Raw genomic sequence first — 21,017 nt, 5'->3', positions numbered from 1 at the left:
CCTAAACCAATACACATGGTGGCTAAACCAACAGATTTATCATTGGCTTCCATCAGGTTTATCAAGGTTGTAGAAATTCGAGCTCCGGAACAACCAAGTGGATGACCCAGTGCAATCGCACCACCATTCAGATTGACTTTCTCGTCGTAGTTATCCAGCCAGCCCAATACTTTGATACAAGACAAGGCTTGGGCTGCAAAGGCTTCATTGAATTCCGCAATCTCAATATCATCCATGGTCATACCGGCACGTTTAAGCGCTTTTTGCGTAGCAGGTACTGGACCGTAGCCCATTATTGCCGCATCGCAACCGGCGACGCCCATAGAACGTATTCTGGCACGTGGGGTTAACCCCAATGCTTTGGCTTTTTCGGCTGACATCAGCAACATCGCCGACGCTCCGTCAGAAATGGCTGATGACGTAGCAGCGGTCACTGTGCCATTAACCGGATCAAAAACCGGACGTAAGGCTGACAAACTTTCTACCGTGGATTCAGGACGGATCACTTCGTCCGTTTCAATCAGTTTTAACACACCATCGGCATCATGCCCTTCAATAGGTACAATCTCATTCCAACGACCTTCCACTGTAGCCGCATGTGCGCGCTGGTGTGAACGGGCACCGAATTGATCCTGCATTTCACGACTAATACCGTTCTGGCGCCCCAATAATTCGGCGGTCATGCCCATGCTACCAGAGGCTTTGGCGGTATATTTTGCCAAGCCAGAATGAAAATCCAGATTGAAATTCATTGGAACGTGGCCCATGTGCTCTACCCCACCGATCATAAAGACCTCACCCTGACCGGTCATGATACCTTTGGCCGCATCATGTAATGCCTGCATCGAGGAACCACATAAACGGTTAACGGTTACCGCACTCACACTACGAGGAATATCGGTTAACAGTTGGGCATTACGAGCAATGTTAAAGCCCTGCTCCTTGGTTTGCTGCACACAGCCCCAGATAATGTCTTCAATCTCGGCCGGATCTAACGATGGATTGCGCACCAATAACTGGGTCATCAAGTGAGCAGATAAATCTTCTGCACGTACATTGCGGAATACGCCCCCTTTAGAGCGTCCCATCGGGGTACGGATACAATCGACAACAACAACGTCTTTCATGTTACTCATGTTCTTTACTCCTGCTCTTATTGGCCAAAATAGGATTTGCCAGATGCTGCCATCTCACGCAAACCATCCGAAATCTGATAAATTGGACCAAGGTCCGCATACTTATCCGCCAACGCGACAAAATGGTTCAAGCCCATTGTTTCGATATAGCGGAAAATGCCGCCACGGAACGGTGGGAACCCCAATCCATAAAGCAGTGCTATATCTGCTTCTGCCGCGCTGTCGACAATACCTTCTTCCAGACAACGAATAGCCTCATTGGCCATGGGGATCATCAATCGAGCTATAATTTCATCGCTTTCAAAGTCCTTTTGACCAGCTTTTATTAGCGCATACGCCTCATCGGCAGGCACTTTAGCCGGACGGCCACGTTTATCTACCGAGAAATTGTAAAAGCCTTTGCCGTTCTTCTGTCCCAGACGACCGGCTTTGTACAGCAATTCAATCGGATCATCAGCTATCTTTTGCATCCGCTCGGGAATACCGTCAGCCATCACACCGGCAGCATGATCGGCGGTGTCCATACCCACCACATCAAGCAGATAGGCCGGACCCATTGGCCAGCCGAACTGTTTTTCCATCACTTTATCCACAGCGGCAAAATCAGCGCCATCCAACAGCAACTTGCTAAAACCGGCAAAATAAGGGAACAACACACGGTTAACTAAAAAGCCTGGACAGTCATTTACCACTATTGGCGTTTTACCCATTTTTAAGGTGAAAGCAACCACCGCGGCAATGGTTTCATCGGAGGTTTTCTCACCACGAATAATTTCCACCAAAGGCATACGATGCACCGGATTGAAGAAATGCATACCGCAGAAACGTTCGGGATGTTTCAAACTTTTGGCCAGTGAATTGATTGAAATGGTCGAGGTGTTGGAACAGATAATCGCATCGTCGGCAACATGCTGCTCTGTCTCTGCCAGTACCGTGCTTTTCACTTTTGGGTTTTCTACTACCGCTTCAATCACAATATCGGCATCTTTAATCGCACTGTATTCCAGTGTTGGTACGATACGATTTAGCGTCTGCGCCATTTTACCGGCATCCATCCAGCCTTTCTCAATACCTTTACCTAAAATTTTGGCCGCTTCATTTAAGCCCAATTCCAATGCTGGCTGAGCAATATCTTTCATGATAGTCGGTGTACCTTTCACCGCAGATTGATAGGCAATACCACCGCCCATTATGCCTGCGCCCAATACCGCTGCCTGGTTAACTTGCTTAGTCGCGGTTTTAGCCTGTTTTTTCCCTTTGCTTTTAACCAGCTGATCAGCCATAAAGATACCAATCTGCGCTTTGGCCGCATCGGTTTTGGCTAATTTCACAAAACCTTCATTTTCCAGTCCCAACGCCGCATCACGCTCTAGTCGTGCAGCTCCGGATACGGTATCGACCATCACATGAGGAGCGGGATAATGTTTGCCAGCTTGGGCGAAGACCATGGCTTTGGCAGTCGAAAAACACATAGTGGCTTCGTTTTTATTCAGACTTAATGGAGCTTTCTTAACAGCGCGACGATGTTGCCAATCAATTTTGCCATTGATGGCATCGGTTACCATGCTAATCGCTGCTTCAACCAGTTTTTCTGGCGCAACCACTGCATCAACCGCGCCGACAGCCAAGGCTTTGGCTGCCTTGTGATTTTTACCGGTACTCATCCACTCCATGGCATTATCTGCACCAATTAAACGGGGTAACCGTACGGTACCGCCAAAACCAGGCATTAAACCCAGTTTCACTTCCGGTAAACCGATTTGAGCAGTGGTATCAGCCACACGTAAATCACAAGCGAGTGTCATTTCACAACCACCGCCCAAAGCAAAACCGTTTACTGCAGCAACCGTAGGGAAAGGAAGATCTTCTACTAAATCAAACGCCTTGGATGTTTTAGCCACCCAAGCCAGTACTTCGTCATCTGGTAATGCAAACAACTCATCGAATTCGGTAATATCGGCGCCGACAATAAAAGCGGGCTTAGCAGAACGGACAATAGCCCCTTTAACCTGTGAGTCAGCAGTTAGCGCAGCACACATGTCGGCCATTTCCTGAATGGTTTGTTGATCAAATTTATTGACTGAACCTGCGGCATCAAAAAGTACTTCTGCGATACCGTTATCCAACAATTTGGCGGATAGGTTTTTGCCTTCGTATAGCATTGTTATCTCCGAGGACAGAATAGTAGGGAGGCCAATTCTTGATGATACGCTGACAAATTTCAAGCAAATTCAAACAATCGTTTGGAATAAGCGTTTGAATTTTTGCGTCATTCTGTTTACACCACCCTAATTAAGCGATAATCAGATTAAATAGATGCGTGCTGGCATTGACAACTTATACAGATGAATTATGGTTGTGGCTGCGAATTACTGCAGGAGTTTTAGCAATTAACATGCTCGGAATGACGATTCTTTTATTCAGAGTATCCGGCGGTCTAATGCTGACCCTGGTGTTGCTTTGTGCAACCTGTTTTGCCAGCGACCTCACTGAACAACGTGAATTATTCATCCGCGCCGAAGCACTTGCTCACAACCCTGCTAGCGAAGAGTCGCAACGATTGGCCGTCCAATTAGCCGATTATCCGTTGTATCCCTATGTAGAACAAAAAACCTTAATTCAATACCCTTACTTATCTAACCAGAAAAAAATTACCGCTTTTCTGAATAAGTATGAAGGTACCCCGCTCGATTTACCCTTGCGTAAAAAGTGGCTGCGCTACCTGCACAGTAAAAATCAAAAAGCCCTATTCTTGCACTTCTATCGGGATATTGGAGATACTCAATTAAAATGCCAACAACTGTTGTATCGACTGGCCGATACTCCCAAAAACGCAACATTGCTCAAGGAAATTGATCAGTTGTGGCTAACCGGACAATCTCTGCCATCGGCTTGTGACCCGGTACTTAAAATATGGCGTCAGGCAGGAAGACAAACCGAACAAGCAGTATGGGATAGAATAGTTCTGGCCGCTGATGGCGGTAACCACACATTATTACCGTATTTAAAAAAATTACTTCCTGCCGACGAGCGATACTTGGCTGATTTATGGCTTAAAGTGCGTCGTTCGCCCAGTTATGTCAGTAAGCCTTCACTGTTTCCGGCCAAAATAATGGATAAAGAAACCGAAATCCTGACTTACGGTTTACAACGTTTGGTATGGCATGATCGTGATCTGGCACTAGCCAGTTGGCACAAGTTACAGGACCGCTTCAAATTTAGTGCCAAACAACAACAGAAAATTACCGCCAAGTTTGCCGTCAGTCTGGCATTAGCAAACCATGAAAAAGCAGGTGAATGGCTCGAACAAGCAGATAAAAACTTTGATGATGATGAAATATTACGCTGGCATTTGGCCTATCTATTGCGCCAGAAAAATTGGCAACAAGTACTGGATATTATCAATGCTGCACCGAAAAAACTGACTAGCGATTACAGTTATCATTACTGGTTAGGCCGTGGATACGAAGAGCTTGAAGCCCCGCAACAAGCTAAACAGACTTTTCAACAATTAGCGAACAAACGTCATTACTACGGCTTTTTAGCCAGTGGCAAGTTGCGTTCTCAACCTGCAATGGCTGATTCCCCGCTTACTTATGATGCCAACCAACTGGCCACTATTGTTACTATGCCCGCTGCACAACGCGCCAAAGAGTTTTTGGCTTTAAATCGTAATGTTAGCGCACGTCGCGAATGGTTCTATTTACAATCCCAACTCACCGATGAGCAAAGCTTAATGGCCGCAGTGATTGCTGATAGCTGGGGCTGGCATGACCAAGCCATTTTTACTTTTTCCCGCGTCGGTTATCTGGATGATATAAAACGCCGTTTCCCGCTGGCCTTTAAAGATCAAATGGTCAATACCTCCGAGCAACAAAACATCGATCCGGCCTGGGCTTTTGCCATTGCAAGACGGGAAAGCTCCTTTATGTCAGACGCCAATTCAGCAGTAGGTGCAAGAGGCTTAATGCAACTGATGCCCAGCACTGCCCGCTATTTGGCCAAGAAAAAAATTAAATCTCGTTCATTGATGGATCCCGACACTAACGTCACCTATGGGACCCAATATATGCGTTATCTACTAGACAAAATGGACGATAATCAGGTTCTTGCTACTGCGGCTTATAATGCCGGATGGCGTAATGTTAAAAACTGGCTACCTCAGGACAGCAGTATTCCTGCCGATATTTGGGTTGAAACCATTCCCTATAAGGAGACCCGCAACTACGTCAAGGCAGTCATGGCCTATAAGCAAATTTATTTGCGTTTGTTGGGCGATCAGCACAATTTGTTTAGCGATCTTGCCACTATGCAAATCCCTTCCGAGGCACCGACTTTGTAGTCCGCAAGGGCTGTGATAATGTAGCCGCCATCAAATTTGCAACGGAAAACTTACATGTCAGAATACGTCCATTTTTATGCCCAACATATTCAAGAATTACAACAACGTACCCGTCACGCGCTGGAACGTGAAGGCATTGATGGCTTAGTCATTCATTCCGGTCAAGCCAAGCGCAAATTTTTAGACGATATGGACTATCCGTTTTTCGTCAATCCTCATTTTAAAGCCTGGTTACCAGTATTGGATAACCCCAATTGCTGGTTAATCGTTAATGGTTCGGATAAACCCAAGTTAATTTTCTATCGTCCCAAAGATTTCTGGCACAAAGTTCCACCAGAACCGAATGCGTTCTGGACTGCCTATTTTGATATTACCTTACTGACCAACGCCCGTGCGGTAGAAAAATATCTGCCTTTTGACAAGGCGAAATACGCCTATATCGGTGAATATCTGGAAGTCGCTCAAGCACTGGGTTTTGAGTTAGTTAATCCGGATCGGGTGATGCACTACATGCATTATCACCGCACCGTCAAAACCGATTATGAACTGGCTTGCATGCGCGAAGCGAATAAATTGGCCGTCGCCGGCCATCTAGCGGCCAAGTCCGCTTTTGAACAGGGTTTGAGCGAGTTTGATATTAATCTGGCGTTCTGTTGTGCGACTCGTCAAGGCGATAACGAGGCTCCGTACGGCAGCATCGTGGCATTAAACGAAAACAGTGCAATTTTGCATTACACCGCAATGGATAAAGTTTCCCCTGCCGAATCCCGCTCTTTCTTAATCGATGCGGGTGCCCATTTTCACGGATATGCGGCCGATATTACCCGTACTTATGCGCGCGAATCGAATCAGTTTGCCGAACTCATCACAGCAGTAGATAAAATGACGCTGGAGTTAATTGATATGGTCAAGCCAGGCGTAGCATATACAGATATTCATCTAGCCACGCACCTGAAAGTAGCCGAAACACTGCATCAGTTTGGATTAGTTAATTTGTCCGCACAGGATATTGTCGAACAGCAAATCACCTCAACCTTTTTCCCTCACGGTATTGGCCATCATTTAGGCTTACAGGTACATGATACAGGTGGGCTAATTGATGACGACTGGGGGACACCCAAACCAGCCCCGGAGCAGCACCCGTTTTTACGTAATACCAGTACCATCGACACTCGTCACGTATTAACCATTGAGCCGGGATTTTACTTTATTGATAGTCTGCTGGCCGATCTGAAAGCCACCCCGCAATCCCGTTATATCAACTGGAATAAAGTGGATGAGTTTAGGCCTTTTGGTGGCATTCGGGTCGAAGATAATGTGATTGTGCACAAAGATCGCAACGAGAATATGACCCGCGATTTAGGGCTGAATTAAGCAATGCAATGGCAGCAATAGTATTGCTGCCATTTAAAATATATTATTCGGATTGGTCTTCTACTAAATTTTTAAGCGCTTCTAGCCTTTGATCCCACTGATTCTCCAGTTTAGAGATAAATTGTGCGGCGAGCCTCAGATTACTAGTATCTAAACTAACTTGTGTCTCTCGACCTTTGGATGAAAGTTTCACTACATTCACCGAAACTAGTACCTGAAGCTGCTTTCTGGCTCCCTGCCGCGACACTCCAAGATTCTTTGACAGCTCACCAATGGTGTAAGATGAGCCACTAGCGAGTCGCCTGAGGATCTCAAGCCGAACCGGATCACCCAGCGCTTTATAAATTTCTGCTTCAATCATTTATGCGGCTTCAAAGTACTTAATTAATCGATCCAACATATAATCCCATCCACCAGAATTTTGTTCGTGAGCCGTTTTTATCAGTTCGGCAGGTAAACCCGCGAAGCCTGTTTCTATCAGAGTAACTTTACAGCAACCAGCGGATTGTTCATCAATTCGGAACTCTACCAAGGTGTTAGGTACGTTTCGTACGTCACCGATAAAATCCTGTTCACCGGGCACCCAGCGATAAGCAAAATATTCATGGGGTTTAGCATCAACAATATAAAGCTGATTTCTACAGCTCTGGCCAAATCCGAAAATAGGCTGATTTCCGACACTGTATTCACCTTCTATTGTATCCGGGAACCATAATACAACCTGCTCGGCGGTAGCTATCGCAGCATAAATCCGTTGTTTCGAGGCTTTAATAATAATTTCACGTTTGATGATATCTTGCATGTTGACGCTCTCTTTTTCCCTTGGTGTTCAAGATGAAACAAGTAAAGCATAGTCAAATCAAACATGCAACCAAATGGTTGCATGTTATAAATATCATTTCAGCCACAATCAAATAACAGCAGTAAAACTATTGTTTCCCTGTGATTTTGCTAGTTAATCGGCCGTTTTCCCACTGATAACACGGGTCAGCATACCTGCAACCACTCCAAGTATTGCCAAACACCAGACGATCATGGCACCGGAAGGTAAATCCCATAAGGCCGAAGTGATCAAACCGGCCAAATAGCCCGCAGCTCCTACAATATAAGCAATCCACAAACGGCTTTTATCAGCATAACCACGAGTTGCCAACGCAGGAATAATCAGGCTGGCAAACACCAGGTAAACCCCGACCAATTGCACCGAGGCGGTAACCGTAATAGCAAATAAAAGATAAAACAGTAAACGGTTTACATTGGGCACATCGACCCAGTACCAGATAGCCAGTACCAGCGCGTATAACCCGGCAATAGGCAACAATTGATCATAAGACACCCACAAGATCTGACCGACCAGTAAATCTTTTAACTGCTCGCCACCGTGAGGATTATTGGTTAACAGCAATAACCCCAGTGTTGCGGCTAAAACAAACACCACACCAATTAACGCCTCCTGAATTGCAGGAAAGCGTTTCTCAGTCCAGTGCAGTAACACTGCGCCAATCATAGCGGCACTAACTGCGGCTATCTGTATTTCCCAACCATCGGTTTGCCATCCAAAAACACTGGCCGCAATCACCCCAAGCCCGGCGATCTGGGCGATCGCCAAATCAATAAAGATAATCCCGCGATTAAGCACCGATCGGCCTAATGGCACATGAGTGGCCACGACCAAAAAGCCGGCCAACAAGGCAGGCCCAATAATAGAAATATCAACTGCTGCCCAATTCATTAGTTAATTGCCTGTGTTAAACGATTAAAGGTGTCATCGTACAAACCAAACAAATCTTTGGCCTGCTCGGTACCACCAACGGTAAAAGGCAAAGCAACGGCCTTAATACCGGTTTTATCCGCTAACCAGTTAGATGCCTTGTCGCTCTGGTATGCCGCCCGAATAATCACTTTCGCCGGCGCGGTTTTCATTTGCTGTAAAATACTGGCCAAGTGTCCGCTAGTCGGTGGAATCCCAGGCTTATCTTCCAGCGTGGCCACCTGATTCAATTTCAACCAATCTTCCAGATAAATCCAGCTGTCGTGATGCACGACTACTGCAGCATGTTTTAGCTGACGTGTCTGTTTCTTCCACTTTTTCATCGCCGTTTTCCAACGGGTTAAAAAATTCTCCAGGTTGGCCTGATAAACGCTTGAATTAACCGCATCCAACTGAATAAGACGCTCGCTCATGGCTTTAGCAACAAACGGAATATTGGCAGGATTGGTTTGAATATGCGGATTACCCGCTGCATGCACATCGCCCTGACTGCGGTCAATTTGCTTGGGTATACCTAACAAACGTACATATTGGGTAGCCATAAAATAACCGGGCTTGCCTTGCTGAATATTAGCATTTGAGGCTCGTTGCAATAACAGCGGCAACCAACCTACCTCCAAATCCGCACCGGTGCAGGCCACCATATCGGCATCACGCACTTTGGCAATTAAACTGGGACGCGCCTGAACATGATGGGGGTCTTGCAGACCGGTTGTCGCGCTGTAGGTTTCGACCAAGTCGCCACCCAACTCATTGGCTAAAGACGCCCATTCCGGTTCACAGGCCAGAATGTGTACTTTGGCTTGTGCACTAAAAGCAGAGCCAAGCAATAAAGTAAGTACTAACATTTTTAAATTTTTCATTGTTTGTCTCCAATTAAAAGGCATGGGCGCCATGAGCACCAAAGGCAGTGATGTATTGCAAGATCACCAGATCAGAATCTTGCGGGGAAGCTTGATCACGGCTGAATTGCAAACGTACTCGACTAAATTCGCTATTGCTCCAGTCCACCATCATACTGACCTGACGCGGATCGTGGTCGAGCGTATCCAGCACCGTGTCATTAAAAGTGGTTGGCAAGCCGTCACTTTGCAGACCTTCATAACGCAATCCCACTCGCCACTGTGGCATAAACTGATAGACGCCCTGCACATACCAACCGGTCTGCTGATGATCCACATCGAGTAAATCTGCGCTGGTGGCTAATTGTCCCTGTTCGGTACGGCTAAAATATTCAGCCTGAATTTTTGCGTTGGTGACTTTGTTATTACCATCCGGAGCCCATTTCCACACAAAATCGGCTAACCACAATTTGCTGTCACCGGAAAAGCTGTCACCTGCATCTTCATCGGCAAAACGCTGGTCCACATCTGCCTGCAAATAAGACACACCGGCTCGCCAGCTTTGGCTTAAACCCAAGTCACCACCAATATGGGAATACACTGTGGTAATACCTTTGCCTTTATTCGCAGCACCGGCAGCTGGGTATGCATCACCACGGAATAACTCGGCACCGGTTTCCCAATACAGAGCCGTCGGAGCTAACCAGCTTACTTGCACCCCGGCATCACCAAAGTTAGGCCCCAAAAAGGCCTGATAAGCCAACGGACGCACGGCAAAATCATCAGTATGACCATGATGACTATTCAGATAACCAATCCCGGAAAAAAACTTACCGGCTTTAACGCTAAAGCCGTTGGCTAATCCAATGGTTTGGATAAAGGCTTCTTCTACTTCAGTTTCTTCGCCAAAGGCCACCGTCAGGCTGCCATAAAATTTGTCATCAATATTGGCCGATAAATTCAGTTCCGATTCACCCAGTGACAAACCGCCTTCGCCCGGACCCGGCTCTTCACCCAAAAAATAACCGGGCATCGAAAACTCGTAGTCTGAGGGCGCTTGCAAATATTTACCGTTTAACACCACTCCTATTCCGGGATTAAAGGTATTAGCCGCAGTGCGGTTGGACTGTTGGCTCAAATCAATGGCCAATTGCTGGGTTTGTTCGGTGGTTTCGTCGCTCTGTTCTTCCGTATCCTGAATGCGTTGTTCCAACGCCTCAATTTTTTGTTGATACATTTTTTTTAAATCCGCCAGCTCTTGGCGAATCGTATCAATATCTTTATCTGCGGCAAAAGCCGGGTTAGCGCTCAAAATTGCCAATGGCGCCAAGGTTAGGATCAATGATCGATTAACGGCCATTTAAGTTTCTCCAGAAAATATAAATTCAACTAGGGCAAAGACCTCAATTGGTCAGTGCTCTGATTTCAGTAATGTCAGGAATTTATATATTCAGGAGGTCCACGATTACGGAGTACCGATACAACAGTCTGCGCATTTTCGACCGGTTGGCTGGGAATGGTTGTTATAGGAAGGATAACGTCATCAACGATGATAATCGTTGGCGGTAAAGCATGCTCTGCGCCAGCCGCAGACAGACACAATGCACAATGATTATCCGGCGTGATTAAATGGGATGCATCATGGTCCACATAAAGCTTGGCAATGACAAAGCTGAACAACAGCAGAAACACCAATCCATATCGGGATAGTGCCGAGGTCGCCCTAAATGAATGTAAGCTATGCTGTTTGCTCATTGTGATAATATAACATTATATTTTTAGCTTCGTCGACATTCCTTGCGATAATAAGCTGAAAATATCCGATAAGGGGTATGTTAGATTCAATTAACGATGACTTCTAAGGATGGAAGGAATATTAATATATTCATCGTCGCCCATTTCAATCGCACTTTTTAAACTGGTTTTACGTTGTTTACGCTGCTGAATGGTTTGACCAAATACTTGCAGATGAGCTTTTTCCATTAAGGATTTGGCTTCTACTTCAGATAAAACCCCCAATACTCTGCCAGCCTGGATGAGTCCTTCTGTCCGGTATTTCTTTTTATCATCCGGTTGACGCCTTTGTGAAAGGTCAAAGACTTCTACTAACTGTTCAAAACACATTTGGATAAACTGGTCTTTATCTTTCATCTTCATGACTACCAATATTGCTCAACGGTGACGTTACCGGGTTTACGACGCAGGTTCTTTTGCAAGCCCATGCTTTCCAGTAAGGTTTTGGTGTCTTTAATCATGTCTGGGTTTCCGCAGATCATCACCTGACTATTGTCATCCAATGTCTGGCCACTGGCCTGCTGCAACTGCTTATTGGAAATTAATTCAGGAATACGTCCATTTAATGTATTAGGGACATTTTCACGGCTCACCACTGGAATATAACTGAATTGGTCAGGATATTGTTGTTGCCATTGCTGGATCAGTTCGGCATAAGACAGCTCGTTTGACCAACGCGCCGCATGCACAAGTATAATGTGTTTGAATCGTTGCCAAGGAACGTCGGTGGCTAACATGGATAAATAGGGTCCGACTCCGGTGCCGGTCGCCAGTAACCATAAATTATCCCCCTGCGGGACTTCATCCAGCGTGAAAAAACCGCTGGCAGGGTAAGAGACTTCAACGTTGTCACCCGGCTTTAGCGCTGCCAAAGCTGGGGACAACAGCCCATCAGCAACATGAGTGACATAAAATTCGGCATAGTCTGTCCCTGGTGGATTAACTAATGAATAGGCTCGTTGCACTCTGTCATCACCAATTTGCAGAGCCAGGCGTACAAATTGTCCGGCAATAAAATTTTCGGCGGGGCAACGAACCTTGATGCTAAACAAGGTCTTGGTCCAACGGTGGTTAGTTATTACTTCGCCAACATGCCAGTTTGCCATTCGCTCTCCTGTTGTGAGTCAGTAAGATTAAAATAGGTTGGGTGTCACTACGCAGTTTCGTCCATTTAAATTTGCCTGATACAGTGCATGTTCTGCTCGGGATAAAAGCTTGCTATAGAAATATTCGTGACGGCTCGATACTACGCCAAAACTGGCGGTGAAGCGGATTTCCTGACCACGTTCGATTAAACATATTTGTCCAACCGCTAAACGCAGCCGTTCCGCCATGTCCAAACTGCCATCATCGGTGGTATTGGGCAATAACAAAATAAACTCATCCCCTGCCGTGCGGCCAATATAATCACCGGTACGCAAATTATTGGTCAGGGTATTGGCAAAGGTCCTTAACACCATATCGCCAGCATGATGGCCGTATTGCTCATTGATGGATTGCAGGTTATCAATATTGGTTAATATCAAACTAAACCACTGATCACTACGTTGGCAATGGGAGATTAACTTTGTTACCACCTGCTCAATACCGTTAGGGTTTAACACACCCGTTAATGGATCGGTAAGAGATAACTGACTATTAGTTTCAAATAAATCCGAGATCACCAGCAATAAAATAACCATACCAATCGCGGTATAGGAGGCCGGTAAAAATAAAAAGCTAACCAATTCATAGGATTGCTGTAATCCAGGATCCGGTGAATATGCCTGTGCTGCCGTTAAAACGCCACGGGCCACATGTACCAATGCGCCGATTTGGCAAACAACGGCAGCAAACTTTTCTGCAGGCGCTAATTTACCGGACTTGCACCATAAAATGATGCTACTTAATTGCAAACATAGTGTGACAAAAAAAGGACTGATCGCCATTTCCAGTTCAAAACTATTTCTGATCGACGAAAAATACACCATCATATTCATGGCAATAAATGCAGCGATCACAAACCACAGCATATGCAATGACCGGTTAGCCCTTAAAACAAATCCATAACAGACCATGGAAGCGGAAATCAGTGTAATCATGGTGTCGGTTAGCCAGAATAGCGCTTCGGAAGCAAACAATGTCACGGGAATAAGGTTAACCAACCATCCGAATGAACCAAACAAAAAACCAATTGCCCAGACCAGCATGTAATTCTCAGACACATTTTTTTGCCAAATGTGCAACATGATCCAACTAAAGGTGAAATAAACAATGCCTTGTGAAACAACAATATAGAAAATTGGTGACAACTCAGAAGTCCGTCAGTAAAAACCTGCTTAAACTATAGCGAATCAGGCTCGATGCGCATAGACCTTGTTGGGCACAACTAAAAAGTTTTTGTTTGGGCGCTAAGATTTATCTTCTGCATATTGGTAAGACGCAAACTGACTAAGGGGTAGCGGCTTGGCAATGGCAAAACCTTGTGCATAATCAATCCCTAATTTGCCCAACTCAACCATAATGCCTTTGGATTCAACAAACTCGGCAATCGTTTTTACACCCATCGCATGAGCAATATCCTGTATCGAACGCACCATGGCCATATCAATTGAATCAATTAATAAATCCTTAATGAGTCCCCCATCAATTTTGACAAACTGCACCGGCAAGGTTTTAAGGTTGGAATAAGAAGAAAACTCGTTGCCGAAATCATCCAGCGCAAAGCTACAACCTAAATGAGCAAAAGTTTTAATAAATTTCAGTGTTTCATCCATTCGGATTGCTGCATCACTTTCAGTTAATTCAAAACAAATTTTGTCATAGGGAATAGCGTACTGCTCGAACGCGTTTAGTAAAAATAGTTTCAGATCGCTGTCAGCAATGGAATAACCACTAAGATTAATATTACACCGCTCCAGCTGCGCCAAATGTTCGGGATTGGCGCTCAACCATTGGAAATAATGCTCTATCACCCAACCGTCAATCATGGCCATTAAATTATGCCGTTCCGCCGAAGGTAAAAAAGAAGAAGGCGAGATCAAATTGCCTTTAATGTCAGTATTTAAACGTAACAAGATCTCATATTGATGGCGTTCCTCGTTGGCTTTAAGAGGATGATAGTGCTGAAAGTAAAGTTCAAACTTATTATTTTCCAAGGCTTGTTTTAGCATACCTAACCAATTTTGATCGGTTTGAAAATGGGTAAGTTCCTGGCCCTGATGTGCATAAATATGAATCTGGTTACTACCGTTTTGCTGGGCGCTTTCACAAGCTGAATTAGCCATACTAATCAGTTGCTGGGCTGAGCTGGTATTTTTATCATAATGAGCCAAACCTATATTCAGACTGATATCGAAGTGACGTTTTTCCCACGCAAACACAAAATCTTCACCCACTCGCTGTAACTGTTTGGCGATAGCCAAGAATTGATTCGCCTGCTCCCCTTCCAGCAATACAGCAAACTGGTTATTGTTCAATCGCGCCAACATTGCCCTTGAACTGATGACTTCATGCATTTTATGCGAGAGCTGCTGCAATAAAATATTGGCTGATTCATATCCACAGGTTTCATTAACTTGATCAAATTGGCTGATTTCAATAAATATCAGTGTAAGTGAGCCATTACTTTGTTTGGTATATTGAATGGCATGAGTTAAACGTCGTTCAAACTCTCGATGATTATAAGTGCCGGTTACCGGATCATGGCTGGCTAAATAAGCCACACTCAAATTACTGTGCTTGCGTTCGGTAATATCCATCACAGAGCCAAACAACAATGACCGCTCACCGTCATCTTTCATTTGCACCGAAGTGGAAAACCAGAATTCTGACCCATCCCGTTTCACTCCTTGCAGTTCTAACCTGAATACCACTCCTTTATGATGTAATTCTTTCAGCAATTTCTTACGATCATCTTCTTTGCGATAAAGCTGCTGGGTATTTTTAACTTCATTCAACATCTGTTGTTCCGACTCGTAACCGAACAACTGTGACATGGCAGGATTAACGCTGATTAATTGTCCTTCCAACGTTGCGCTATATAAGCCCTCTGCAGAATGATGTACTAATTGATAAAACTGTTTCAGATCGGTAATGATTTCATCTTGATAATATTGCTGAGTCATTTTCGCTGCTTGTTCAAAGGCTTCATTAGCCAGCGCAATAATCAAACCACCTCCTAATGCCAGCAAAATCAATATGATATTAGTTTGACGATCCAACATGATCCCATTCAGATACAACGTTGCCTGCGTAATACTGACGATACAAATAATCAACCAGCCACTAATAAACAACCGCGGAGCCAAACGACTCCCCCTTCGAATAGCACGAATGCTTAACAATAATTGAATCATCAGGATGGCAGAGGAAATACTGGCGGTGAAAATCAATTGCCAATAGGCATTAAGTGTCACCGCCACTACGCCCATGCCAGCGCAGAGAATATAAGCAGAGTATCGCCAATAGGCCGACACGGGATGTAATACAGAATGGGAGACTTTGACCAGACACAGTAATGTCATCGCCAGTAGCACACTGGTAAAAGAGGAAATATAAGGCACCAGCCCCATCCACTGGGTTAATAAGCCTTGCAAGTTTAAAAATAATAATAAGGCCGCCAAGCAACTCGAGGCATACCAAAAACGTACCGGACTGCGACGTAAGATATAAGCAATCATAAAATACACCGCTAACACAATTAATCCGCCACCGATAAAGCCTTCCAATAACTGATTTTGCTGCTGATTACGCTGCCATTGCCGCTCAGAAACTAAACTCAGAGGCATCACCATTGGGCCATCATCGTTAAGCTTGAGGTAAACCGACAAGGTTTCATGGGGCTGAAAACTGACCGACAAAACAAACTGCCCGGACTGAACATGATGTTGCTCGTCGGCCCTATCGGTGCCGGTAAAATGTGAATAACGAATACGATTTTTACTATCCAGCACATACCAATCAAGCTTGTTCAGTCCTGGATTGGCCATCACTAAATACGTATCCATCGTTTGCGCGGCTTGATTAGCAATAGATAACTTGCCCCACAGCACATCACCATCGGTTAATGGACTAATATCCGCTTCCGATTGCCAGCTGTCTAACGTTTGGATAAAAGATAATTGGCGGGCATCATCAATTCGCAATACCTCGACCTGAGCAGAAAGATTCAGCTCCGACAAGGATTCATCAATGGCTATTGGAGCCGCAGATACCGGTAACACAACCAGCCAAACTGCCAGCAATGAAAAAATAACAACCAATCGCGTAACAACGAATTTCAAAAAGTAGACATCTCGAATGAATAACACGCCTTAAGAATAATCGTCTGCACGTTTATATCAACCTTTTGATTACTCAACTATGCCACTGGTTCCTGATATAGTCACAATAGCACTGACATCGTGACTCACTCTCAACAGAGGCAAACGTGAAATTTGATAATAGCTATATTCGATTAGGTGAAGCCTTTTACCAACGTATTTCTCCCTCAACAGTCACTGATCCCAAGCTGTTTTTATGGAACAACGCGCTAGCCGATTCGGTATCAATTAGCCCAGCTGAACAGCAGTCTCCTAACTTATTAGCCAATTACTTCTCAGGCAATCAATTACCTGCTGGCGCTGACCCTATCGCCTTAGCTTATGCTGGCCACCAGTTTGGTCATTTTAATCCCCAGTTAGGCGATGGTCGCGCTCATTTACTTGGTGAAATCATTGATAAACAAGGACAGCGAGTGGATATTCAACTCAAAGGGTCTGGTCCAACCCGCTTTTCGCGTCAGGGCGATGGCCGTTGTGCCTTAGGCCCTGCCATTCGTGAATATATAATGAGTGAAGCAATGCACGCCCTTGGCGTACCGACAACACGCTCTTTGGCCGTGGTGACCAGCGGAGAAATGGTTTATCGCGATCCACCGCAACCTGGCGCCATTGTGACCCGGGTAGCCAGCAGCCATCTGCGGGTAGGTACCTTTCAATATTTTGCCGCTCAACAAGATATCGCATCGCTTAGTGCATTAACCGACTATGCCATCGAACGCCACTTTCCAGACGCGATGCAACACCCGACCAACAAAGTGGTGGGTTTTCTTGAGCTGGTAATTGAGCAACAAATTAAGCTGGTCGTCGAGTGGCTGCGGGTTGGTTTTATTCATGGGGTGATGAACACCGACAATTGTGCCATCAGTGGCGAAACCATTGATTTTGGCCCATGTGCCATGCTGGGTATCTATGATCCGGCCACCGTTTATAGTTCCATCGATCGTCAGGGCCGTTATGCCTTTGCCAATCAACCAACGATTACCCAGTGGAATATGGCGCGACTGGCCGAAGCGTTATTGCCATTGATAGATCAGGATCAAGATAAGGCGTTGCAACACGCAGAACCCTTAATTCAGGCATTTTCAGCACAATTTGAACAGGAATACTTTGCCATGTTGGCTGGCAAAATAGGGCTAAATCAAACCGAAAATATCCAACAAACGGATAAAGATTTGATTCAAGCCCTGCTCAATCAGATGCGCAACAAGCAAATGGATTACACCCACACCTTTGACCGGCTCACTGATGCTTTTGATGATAACCGCATTGCTGACAGCTTAAATAGTGAGTTGGGTGACTGGTTCGCTCTGTGGCAAAAACGCTTACAACATGAAGAGCAGTCCCACCCTAAAACCATTATGCGTCAGCACAACCCGCGAGTCATTCCGCGCAATCATCATATTGAAGCAGTATTGAGTGAATGCATTGCCACCGGCAACAATCATGAGGCAGAAAAACTGTTAGCAGTATTACGTAAGCCCTATTCATTAACCGACAACACACATTTGTATCAAGACTTGCCAGTTGATGCTGATCGCGATTATCGTACTTATTGCGGCACTTAATATAAAAATATTGAGATTAATCAATGTGAAATACTGGTAATGTTAGGTGTGTTTTTTTCAATCAACGGAGTTATTTATGTCAGTCAAAACTGTTTTGTTGCTTGGTGCAGCCTTAATGAGTTTCGGAACCATGGCCGGAGACATCGCGGCAGGTAAATCAAAATCAACCTCATGTGCTGCTTGCCATGGTGTTAAGGGAGTGTCTATGATCCCGATGTACCCCAATTTAGCCGGTCAAAAAGAACAATATCTGAAAAAACAACTCAAAGATTTACGTGATGGCGTGCGCAAAGATCCGGTCATGAGCGCCATGGCCAAACCGCTAAGTGATACCGATATTGAAGATTTAGCCGCCTACTTTTCCAGTCTTGATCCGAAAGGCTAAGACCCATTGTATGCATCTGTTACTGGTCGAGCCCAATCCGGCTCGACGTCGGCAATTATCATTATTACTGACGACTACTGGCGGGTTTAGCGTTAGCGCTATCAACTCACTTAATCCAGCCACCCGGAACCAACAACAACGTGCTGATATCATCATGATTAGTCAACGCCTTTATCAGCAAGCGCTAGTGTCTATACCCTGTATTATCTTTGACGCCAACCAACACACTGTAATGTCGCCGCCGATAATTGGCTGTATCCACCAACACACTGCTGACATCGCCATTGCAGAGCACGTCAGACAACTGTGGGAAGCCCATTCAAGATTGTAAGTGTTGGTTAATCAACCCTAAAAAACGTTCACCATAACGTTCTAATTTAGTTTGCCCCACCCCGCTTATCGCTAAAAACTCGCTAACAGAACCGGGTAATTGCTCGGCCATATCGGCTAAGGACACATCACTAAACACAACAAAGGGTGGCACCTGATCCTGCTCGGCAATTTGTTTGCGCAAATGCTTAAGTTTGGCGAACAATTCACGATCATAATGACGTTTATCCAGTTTATCTTTGCGGCCAATCTTAAGACTAAGACGAGGAACCGCCAAAGTTAGCGCTTGCTTACATGATAAGATATTTCGCGCCGCTTCGGTCAGTTTTAGTACTGCATTTTGGGTAATGTCTACCCGCAGCAAACCCTGATGGATCAACTGATTAATCAAATTGTGCCAATACGCATCGGATTGATCTTTACCAATACCGAAGGTACTTAGCTGATGGTGCTGCTGTTCCATAATCTTATTCAGTTGATTTCCGCGCAATACATCAATCACATATTGGCTCACAAAACCTTGCTTAAGCCGGTACACACAGGACAAAATCTTTTGCGCCTCAACAGTGCCATCAAATTGGCGCGGTGGATCGAGACAAATATCGCAATTACCACAGGTATGAGCGTTATATTCGGCAAAATAGTTGAGTAACACCTGACGACGGCAGGTTTGCGCTTCGGCCAACGAATGCATGGCATCAAAACGTTGCAATTCAACGGCTTGACGTTCCGGATTGTCGTTCATCGCAATCCATTTACGGATCCGTGCGGCATCTTTTTCATCAAACAATAACAAGGCCTCGGCCGGCATCCCATCTCGCCCGGCTCGGCCGGTTTCCTGATAATAGGATTCAATGGTGCGGGGCAAATCAAAATGCACCACAAAGCGGACATTGGGTTTGTTAATCCCCATACCAAAGGCCACCGTAGCCACAATGACATCAATATTGTCGCGGATAAAACCTTGCTGAACCCTATCCCGTTCATCGGCATCCATTCCAGCATGATAACCGGCACAGCTGATCCCACTGTGCGCCAGTTTTTGACTGAGCTCATCCACTTTACGCCGACTGCCACAATAAATAATACCGCTGCCGTCTTGCTGCTTAAGATAATCCATTAACTGACTGAAAGGCTGGTATTTAATCAGTTGGTTGTAGCGAATATTCGGGCGGTCAAAGCTGCCTTGATATACATACGGCAGGTGCAAGTTAAGCTGCACTTGTATGTCGCGACGAGTGGCTAAATCGGCCGTGGCGGTCAACCCCATGGTTGGCACAGTAGGAAACAGTTTTTTGAGTTGACCTAACTGGCAATAATCCTGCCGAAAGTCATGCCCCCAGTGGGAAACACAATGGGCTTCATCAATGGCAAAGAAGCTGATCTGTAAATGTTGCAGACGCTGAATAAAATCCGGCTGCAACAATCGTTCTGGCGCCAGATACAGCAACTTATACTGCCCTTCATGCAAATTTTTATAGGTGGCAAGTACCTGTTCATAACTCATATTGCCAGTCAGATAAGCCGCAGACACCCCTGTGGCTAACAGCGCATCGACCTGATCTTTCATCAGTGAGATCAGTGGTGACACCACCACCGTTAAGCCGGGTAACAACAAAGCCGGAATTTGATAGCACAACGACTTACCGCCTCCCGTTGGCATTAATACCAAACTGTCTTTGCCATTTAGTGTTGCCTCGATCACTTCCTGCTGGCCAGGGCGAAATGAATGATAGCCAAAAACCTGTTTGAGTTGGTTTAAAGCATCGGAAGCGAGCGAATTCGAATTATCAGATGAGGTTGAAGCAGACAATGTTAATCAGGTATAAAAATGATTGTGTTATTGTACGTGTCTTTACCGGTGCAGGTCATTACTTTTTAGAGCAGGACTACTTATGGATCAGAATATGGCCTTATCAGCCGATGAATTGACCGACTACGTGGCCAACGTATTTCGTCAACACATGCCGTTTAATCAACTACTCGGCATGCAAGTCAGCCAATTTGATCAGTCCGGTGTCGAAATTCGTTTACCCTGGCAAGACAGCCTGATGGGCAATCCGATTCAAAAAATTCTGCATGGCGGCGTCACCGCTGCGGTATTAGATACGGTAGGAGGGCTCATGGCCATACTGGAAGCGGTACGGCAGATGCCACAAGTGAATTTAGCGGAGT

18 protein-coding genes and 1 pseudogene are annotated in these 21,017 nt (G+C 45.3%); 6 read left to right on the top strand and 13 right to left on the bottom strand.

The window, feature by feature from the left end:
- Together fadA and fadB are read right to left on the bottom strand one after the other, a co-directional pair.
- Nucleotides 1-1,127: acetyl-CoA C-acyltransferase FadA (fadA, locus tag ACTD55_RS17550; protein ID WP_438865634.1), on the bottom strand; the 1,127-nt coding region annotated here is incomplete at its 3' end.
- Between the two features lie 26 nt (nucleotides 1,128-1,153).
- Nucleotides 1,154-3,298 (bottom strand): fatty acid oxidation complex subunit alpha FadB, encoded by a 2,145-nt coding sequence (gene fadB / locus ACTD55_RS17545; RefSeq protein WP_438865633.1) that lies wholly within the window; start codon nucleotides 3,296-3,298, stop codon nucleotides 1,154-1,156.
- 278 nt (nucleotides 3,299-3,576) lie between these two features.
- Between fadB and ACTD55_RS17540 the strand changes: the two genes are divergently transcribed.
- Together ACTD55_RS17540 and pepQ are read left to right on the top strand one after the other, a co-directional pair.
- On the top strand, nucleotides 3,577-5,478 hold the full coding sequence (locus ACTD55_RS17540; RefSeq protein ID WP_438865632.1) for a transglycosylase SLT domain-containing protein: 1,902 nt from the start codon (nucleotides 3,577-3,579) through the stop codon (nucleotides 5,476-5,478).
- A gap of 54 nt (nucleotides 5,479-5,532) precedes the next feature.
- A complete protein-coding gene (gene pepQ / locus ACTD55_RS17535) occupies nucleotides 5,533-6,852 on the top strand; it encodes a Xaa-Pro dipeptidase (RefSeq protein WP_438865631.1) in 1,320 nt (439 codons plus the stop codon).
- Nucleotides 6,853-6,895: 43 nt separating this feature from the next.
- On the opposite strand, the gene ACTD55_RS17530 is transcribed toward pepQ, so the two are convergent.
- The 10 genes from ACTD55_RS17530 to ACTD55_RS17485 form a co-directional block, all read right to left on the bottom strand.
- Nucleotides 6,896-7,213, bottom strand: a complete 318-nt coding sequence (locus tag ACTD55_RS17530) for an ArsR/SmtB family transcription factor (protein ID WP_438865630.1) — start codon at nucleotides 7,211-7,213, stop codon at nucleotides 6,896-6,898.
- The gene (locus ACTD55_RS17525; protein WP_438865629.1) at nucleotides 7,214-7,654 is read right to left on the bottom strand and encodes an SRPBCC family protein; all 441 of its coding nucleotides are present in this window, start codon (nucleotides 7,652-7,654) and stop codon (nucleotides 7,214-7,216) included.
- A gap of 153 nt (nucleotides 7,655-7,807) precedes the next feature.
- Nucleotides 7,808-8,584: a metal ABC transporter permease gene (locus ACTD55_RS17520; protein WP_438865628.1), complete on the bottom strand. Its 777-nt coding sequence runs from the start codon at nucleotides 8,582-8,584 to the stop codon at nucleotides 7,808-7,810.
- Nucleotides 8,584-9,486: a metal ABC transporter substrate-binding protein gene (locus tag ACTD55_RS17515; protein WP_438865627.1), complete on the bottom strand. Its 903-nt coding sequence runs from the start codon at nucleotides 9,484-9,486 to the stop codon at nucleotides 8,584-8,586. The genes ACTD55_RS17520 and ACTD55_RS17515 overlap by 1 nt, the downstream gene beginning before the upstream one ends.
- A gap of 13 nt (nucleotides 9,487-9,499) precedes the next feature.
- Entirely contained in the window at nucleotides 9,500-10,825 is a 1,326-nt protein-coding gene (locus tag ACTD55_RS17510) for a hypothetical protein (RefSeq protein ID WP_438865626.1), read from the bottom strand.
- 74 nt (nucleotides 10,826-10,899) lie between these two features.
- Nucleotides 10,900-11,220 carry a hypothetical protein gene (locus ACTD55_RS17505; protein ID WP_438865625.1) on the bottom strand — a complete coding sequence of 107 codons (321 nt, stop codon included), beginning with the start codon at nucleotides 11,218-11,220 and terminating at the stop codon, nucleotides 10,900-10,902.
- A gap of 90 nt (nucleotides 11,221-11,310) precedes the next feature.
- On the bottom strand, nucleotides 11,311-11,616 hold the full coding sequence (locus tag ACTD55_RS17500; protein ID WP_438865624.1) for a hypothetical protein: 306 nt from the start codon (nucleotides 11,614-11,616) through the stop codon (nucleotides 11,311-11,313).
- An 8-nt stretch (nucleotides 11,617-11,624) separates the two neighbouring features.
- A complete protein-coding gene (locus tag ACTD55_RS17495) occupies nucleotides 11,625-12,365 on the bottom strand; it encodes a ferredoxin--NADP reductase (protein WP_438865623.1) in 741 nt (246 codons plus the stop codon).
- A 27-nt stretch (nucleotides 12,366-12,392) separates the two neighbouring features.
- Nucleotides 12,393-13,463 (bottom strand): GGDEF domain-containing protein, encoded by a 1,071-nt coding sequence (locus ACTD55_RS17490; RefSeq protein ID WP_438865622.1) that lies wholly within the window; start codon nucleotides 13,461-13,463, stop codon nucleotides 12,393-12,395.
- 186 nt (nucleotides 13,464-13,649) lie between these two features.
- Nucleotides 13,650-16,523 (bottom strand): EAL domain-containing protein, encoded by a 2,874-nt coding sequence (locus ACTD55_RS17485; RefSeq protein WP_438865621.1) that lies wholly within the window; start codon nucleotides 16,521-16,523, stop codon nucleotides 13,650-13,652.
- Between the two features lie 146 nt (nucleotides 16,524-16,669).
- Here ACTD55_RS17485 and ACTD55_RS17480 point away from each other — a divergent pair, with 146 nt between their 5' ends.
- The 3 genes from ACTD55_RS17480 (at nucleotide 16,670) to ACTD55_RS17470 (ending at nucleotide 18,843) form a co-directional block, all read left to right on the top strand.
- Complete coding sequence (locus ACTD55_RS17480; protein WP_438865620.1) at nucleotides 16,670-18,127, top strand: protein adenylyltransferase SelO; 1,458 nt, start codon at nucleotides 16,670-16,672, stop codon at nucleotides 18,125-18,127.
- Nucleotides 18,128-18,203: 76 nt separating this feature from the next.
- Nucleotides 18,204-18,512, top strand: a complete 309-nt coding sequence (locus ACTD55_RS17475) for a c-type cytochrome (protein WP_438865619.1) — start codon at nucleotides 18,204-18,206, stop codon at nucleotides 18,510-18,512.
- Nucleotides 18,513-18,522: 10 nt separating this feature from the next.
- On the top strand, nucleotides 18,523-18,843 hold the full coding sequence (locus ACTD55_RS17470; protein ID WP_438865618.1) for a hypothetical protein: 321 nt from the start codon (nucleotides 18,523-18,525) through the stop codon (nucleotides 18,841-18,843).
- Here the strand turns inward: ACTD55_RS17470 and recQ are convergent.
- A complete protein-coding gene (gene recQ / locus ACTD55_RS17465; protein WP_438865617.1) occupies nucleotides 18,832-20,655 on the bottom strand; it encodes a DNA helicase RecQ in 1,824 nt (607 codons plus the stop codon). The genes ACTD55_RS17470 and recQ overlap by 12 nt on opposite strands.
- An 82-nt stretch (nucleotides 20,656-20,737) precedes the next feature.
- Here recQ and ACTD55_RS17460 point away from each other — a divergent pair.
- A pseudogene (locus ACTD55_RS17460) lies at nucleotides 20,738-21,017 on the top strand (thioesterase family protein); the annotation flags it as partial.

Origin of the sequence: Neptunicella sp., assembly GCF_048268085.1 — a bacterium.
Taxonomy (GTDB): domain Bacteria; phylum Pseudomonadota; class Gammaproteobacteria; order Enterobacterales; family Alteromonadaceae; genus Neptunicella.
The sequence above is the reverse complement of the archived record's forward strand: the minus strand, read 5'-3'. Positions and strand labels throughout refer to the sequence as shown.

Excerpts from the sequence above, each read along its gene's own strand:
- fadB (WP_438865633.1), bottom strand. The coding sequence starts at position 3,298 with ATGCTATACGAAGGCAAAAACCTATCCGCCAAATTGTTGGATAACGGT.
- ACTD55_RS17540 (WP_438865632.1), top strand. The coding sequence starts at position 3,577 with ATGCTGACCCTGGTGTTGCTTTGTGCAACCTGTTTTGCCAGCGACCTC.
- pepQ (WP_438865631.1), top strand. The coding sequence starts at position 5,533 with ATGTCAGAATACGTCCATTTTTATGCCCAACATATTCAAGAATTACAA.
- ACTD55_RS17530 (WP_438865630.1), bottom strand. The coding sequence starts at position 7,213 with ATGATTGAAGCAGAAATTTATAAAGCGCTGGGTGATCCGGTTCGGCTT.
- ACTD55_RS17525 (WP_438865629.1), bottom strand. The coding sequence starts at position 7,654 with ATGCAAGATATCATCAAACGTGAAATTATTATTAAAGCCTCGAAACAA.
- ACTD55_RS17520 (WP_438865628.1), bottom strand. The coding sequence starts at position 8,584 with ATGAATTGGGCAGCAGTTGATATTTCTATTATTGGGCCTGCCTTGTTG.
- ACTD55_RS17515 (WP_438865627.1), bottom strand. The coding sequence starts at position 9,486 with ATGAAAAATTTAAAAATGTTAGTACTTACTTTATTGCTTGGCTCTGCT.
- ACTD55_RS17510 (WP_438865626.1), bottom strand. The coding sequence starts at position 10,825 with ATGGCCGTTAATCGATCATTGATCCTAACCTTGGCGCCATTGGCAATT.
- ACTD55_RS17505 (WP_438865625.1), bottom strand. The coding sequence starts at position 11,220 with ATGAGCAAACAGCATAGCTTACATTCATTTAGGGCGACCTCGGCACTA.
- ACTD55_RS17500 (WP_438865624.1), bottom strand. The coding sequence starts at position 11,616 with ATGAAAGATAAAGACCAGTTTATCCAAATGTGTTTTGAACAGTTAGTA.
- ACTD55_RS17495 (WP_438865623.1), bottom strand. The coding sequence starts at position 12,365 with ATGGCAAACTGGCATGTTGGCGAAGTAATAACTAACCACCGTTGGACC.
- ACTD55_RS17475 (WP_438865619.1), top strand. The coding sequence starts at position 18,204 with ATGTCAGTCAAAACTGTTTTGTTGCTTGGTGCAGCCTTAATGAGTTTC.
- ACTD55_RS17470 (WP_438865618.1), top strand. The coding sequence starts at position 18,523 with ATGCATCTGTTACTGGTCGAGCCCAATCCGGCTCGACGTCGGCAATTA.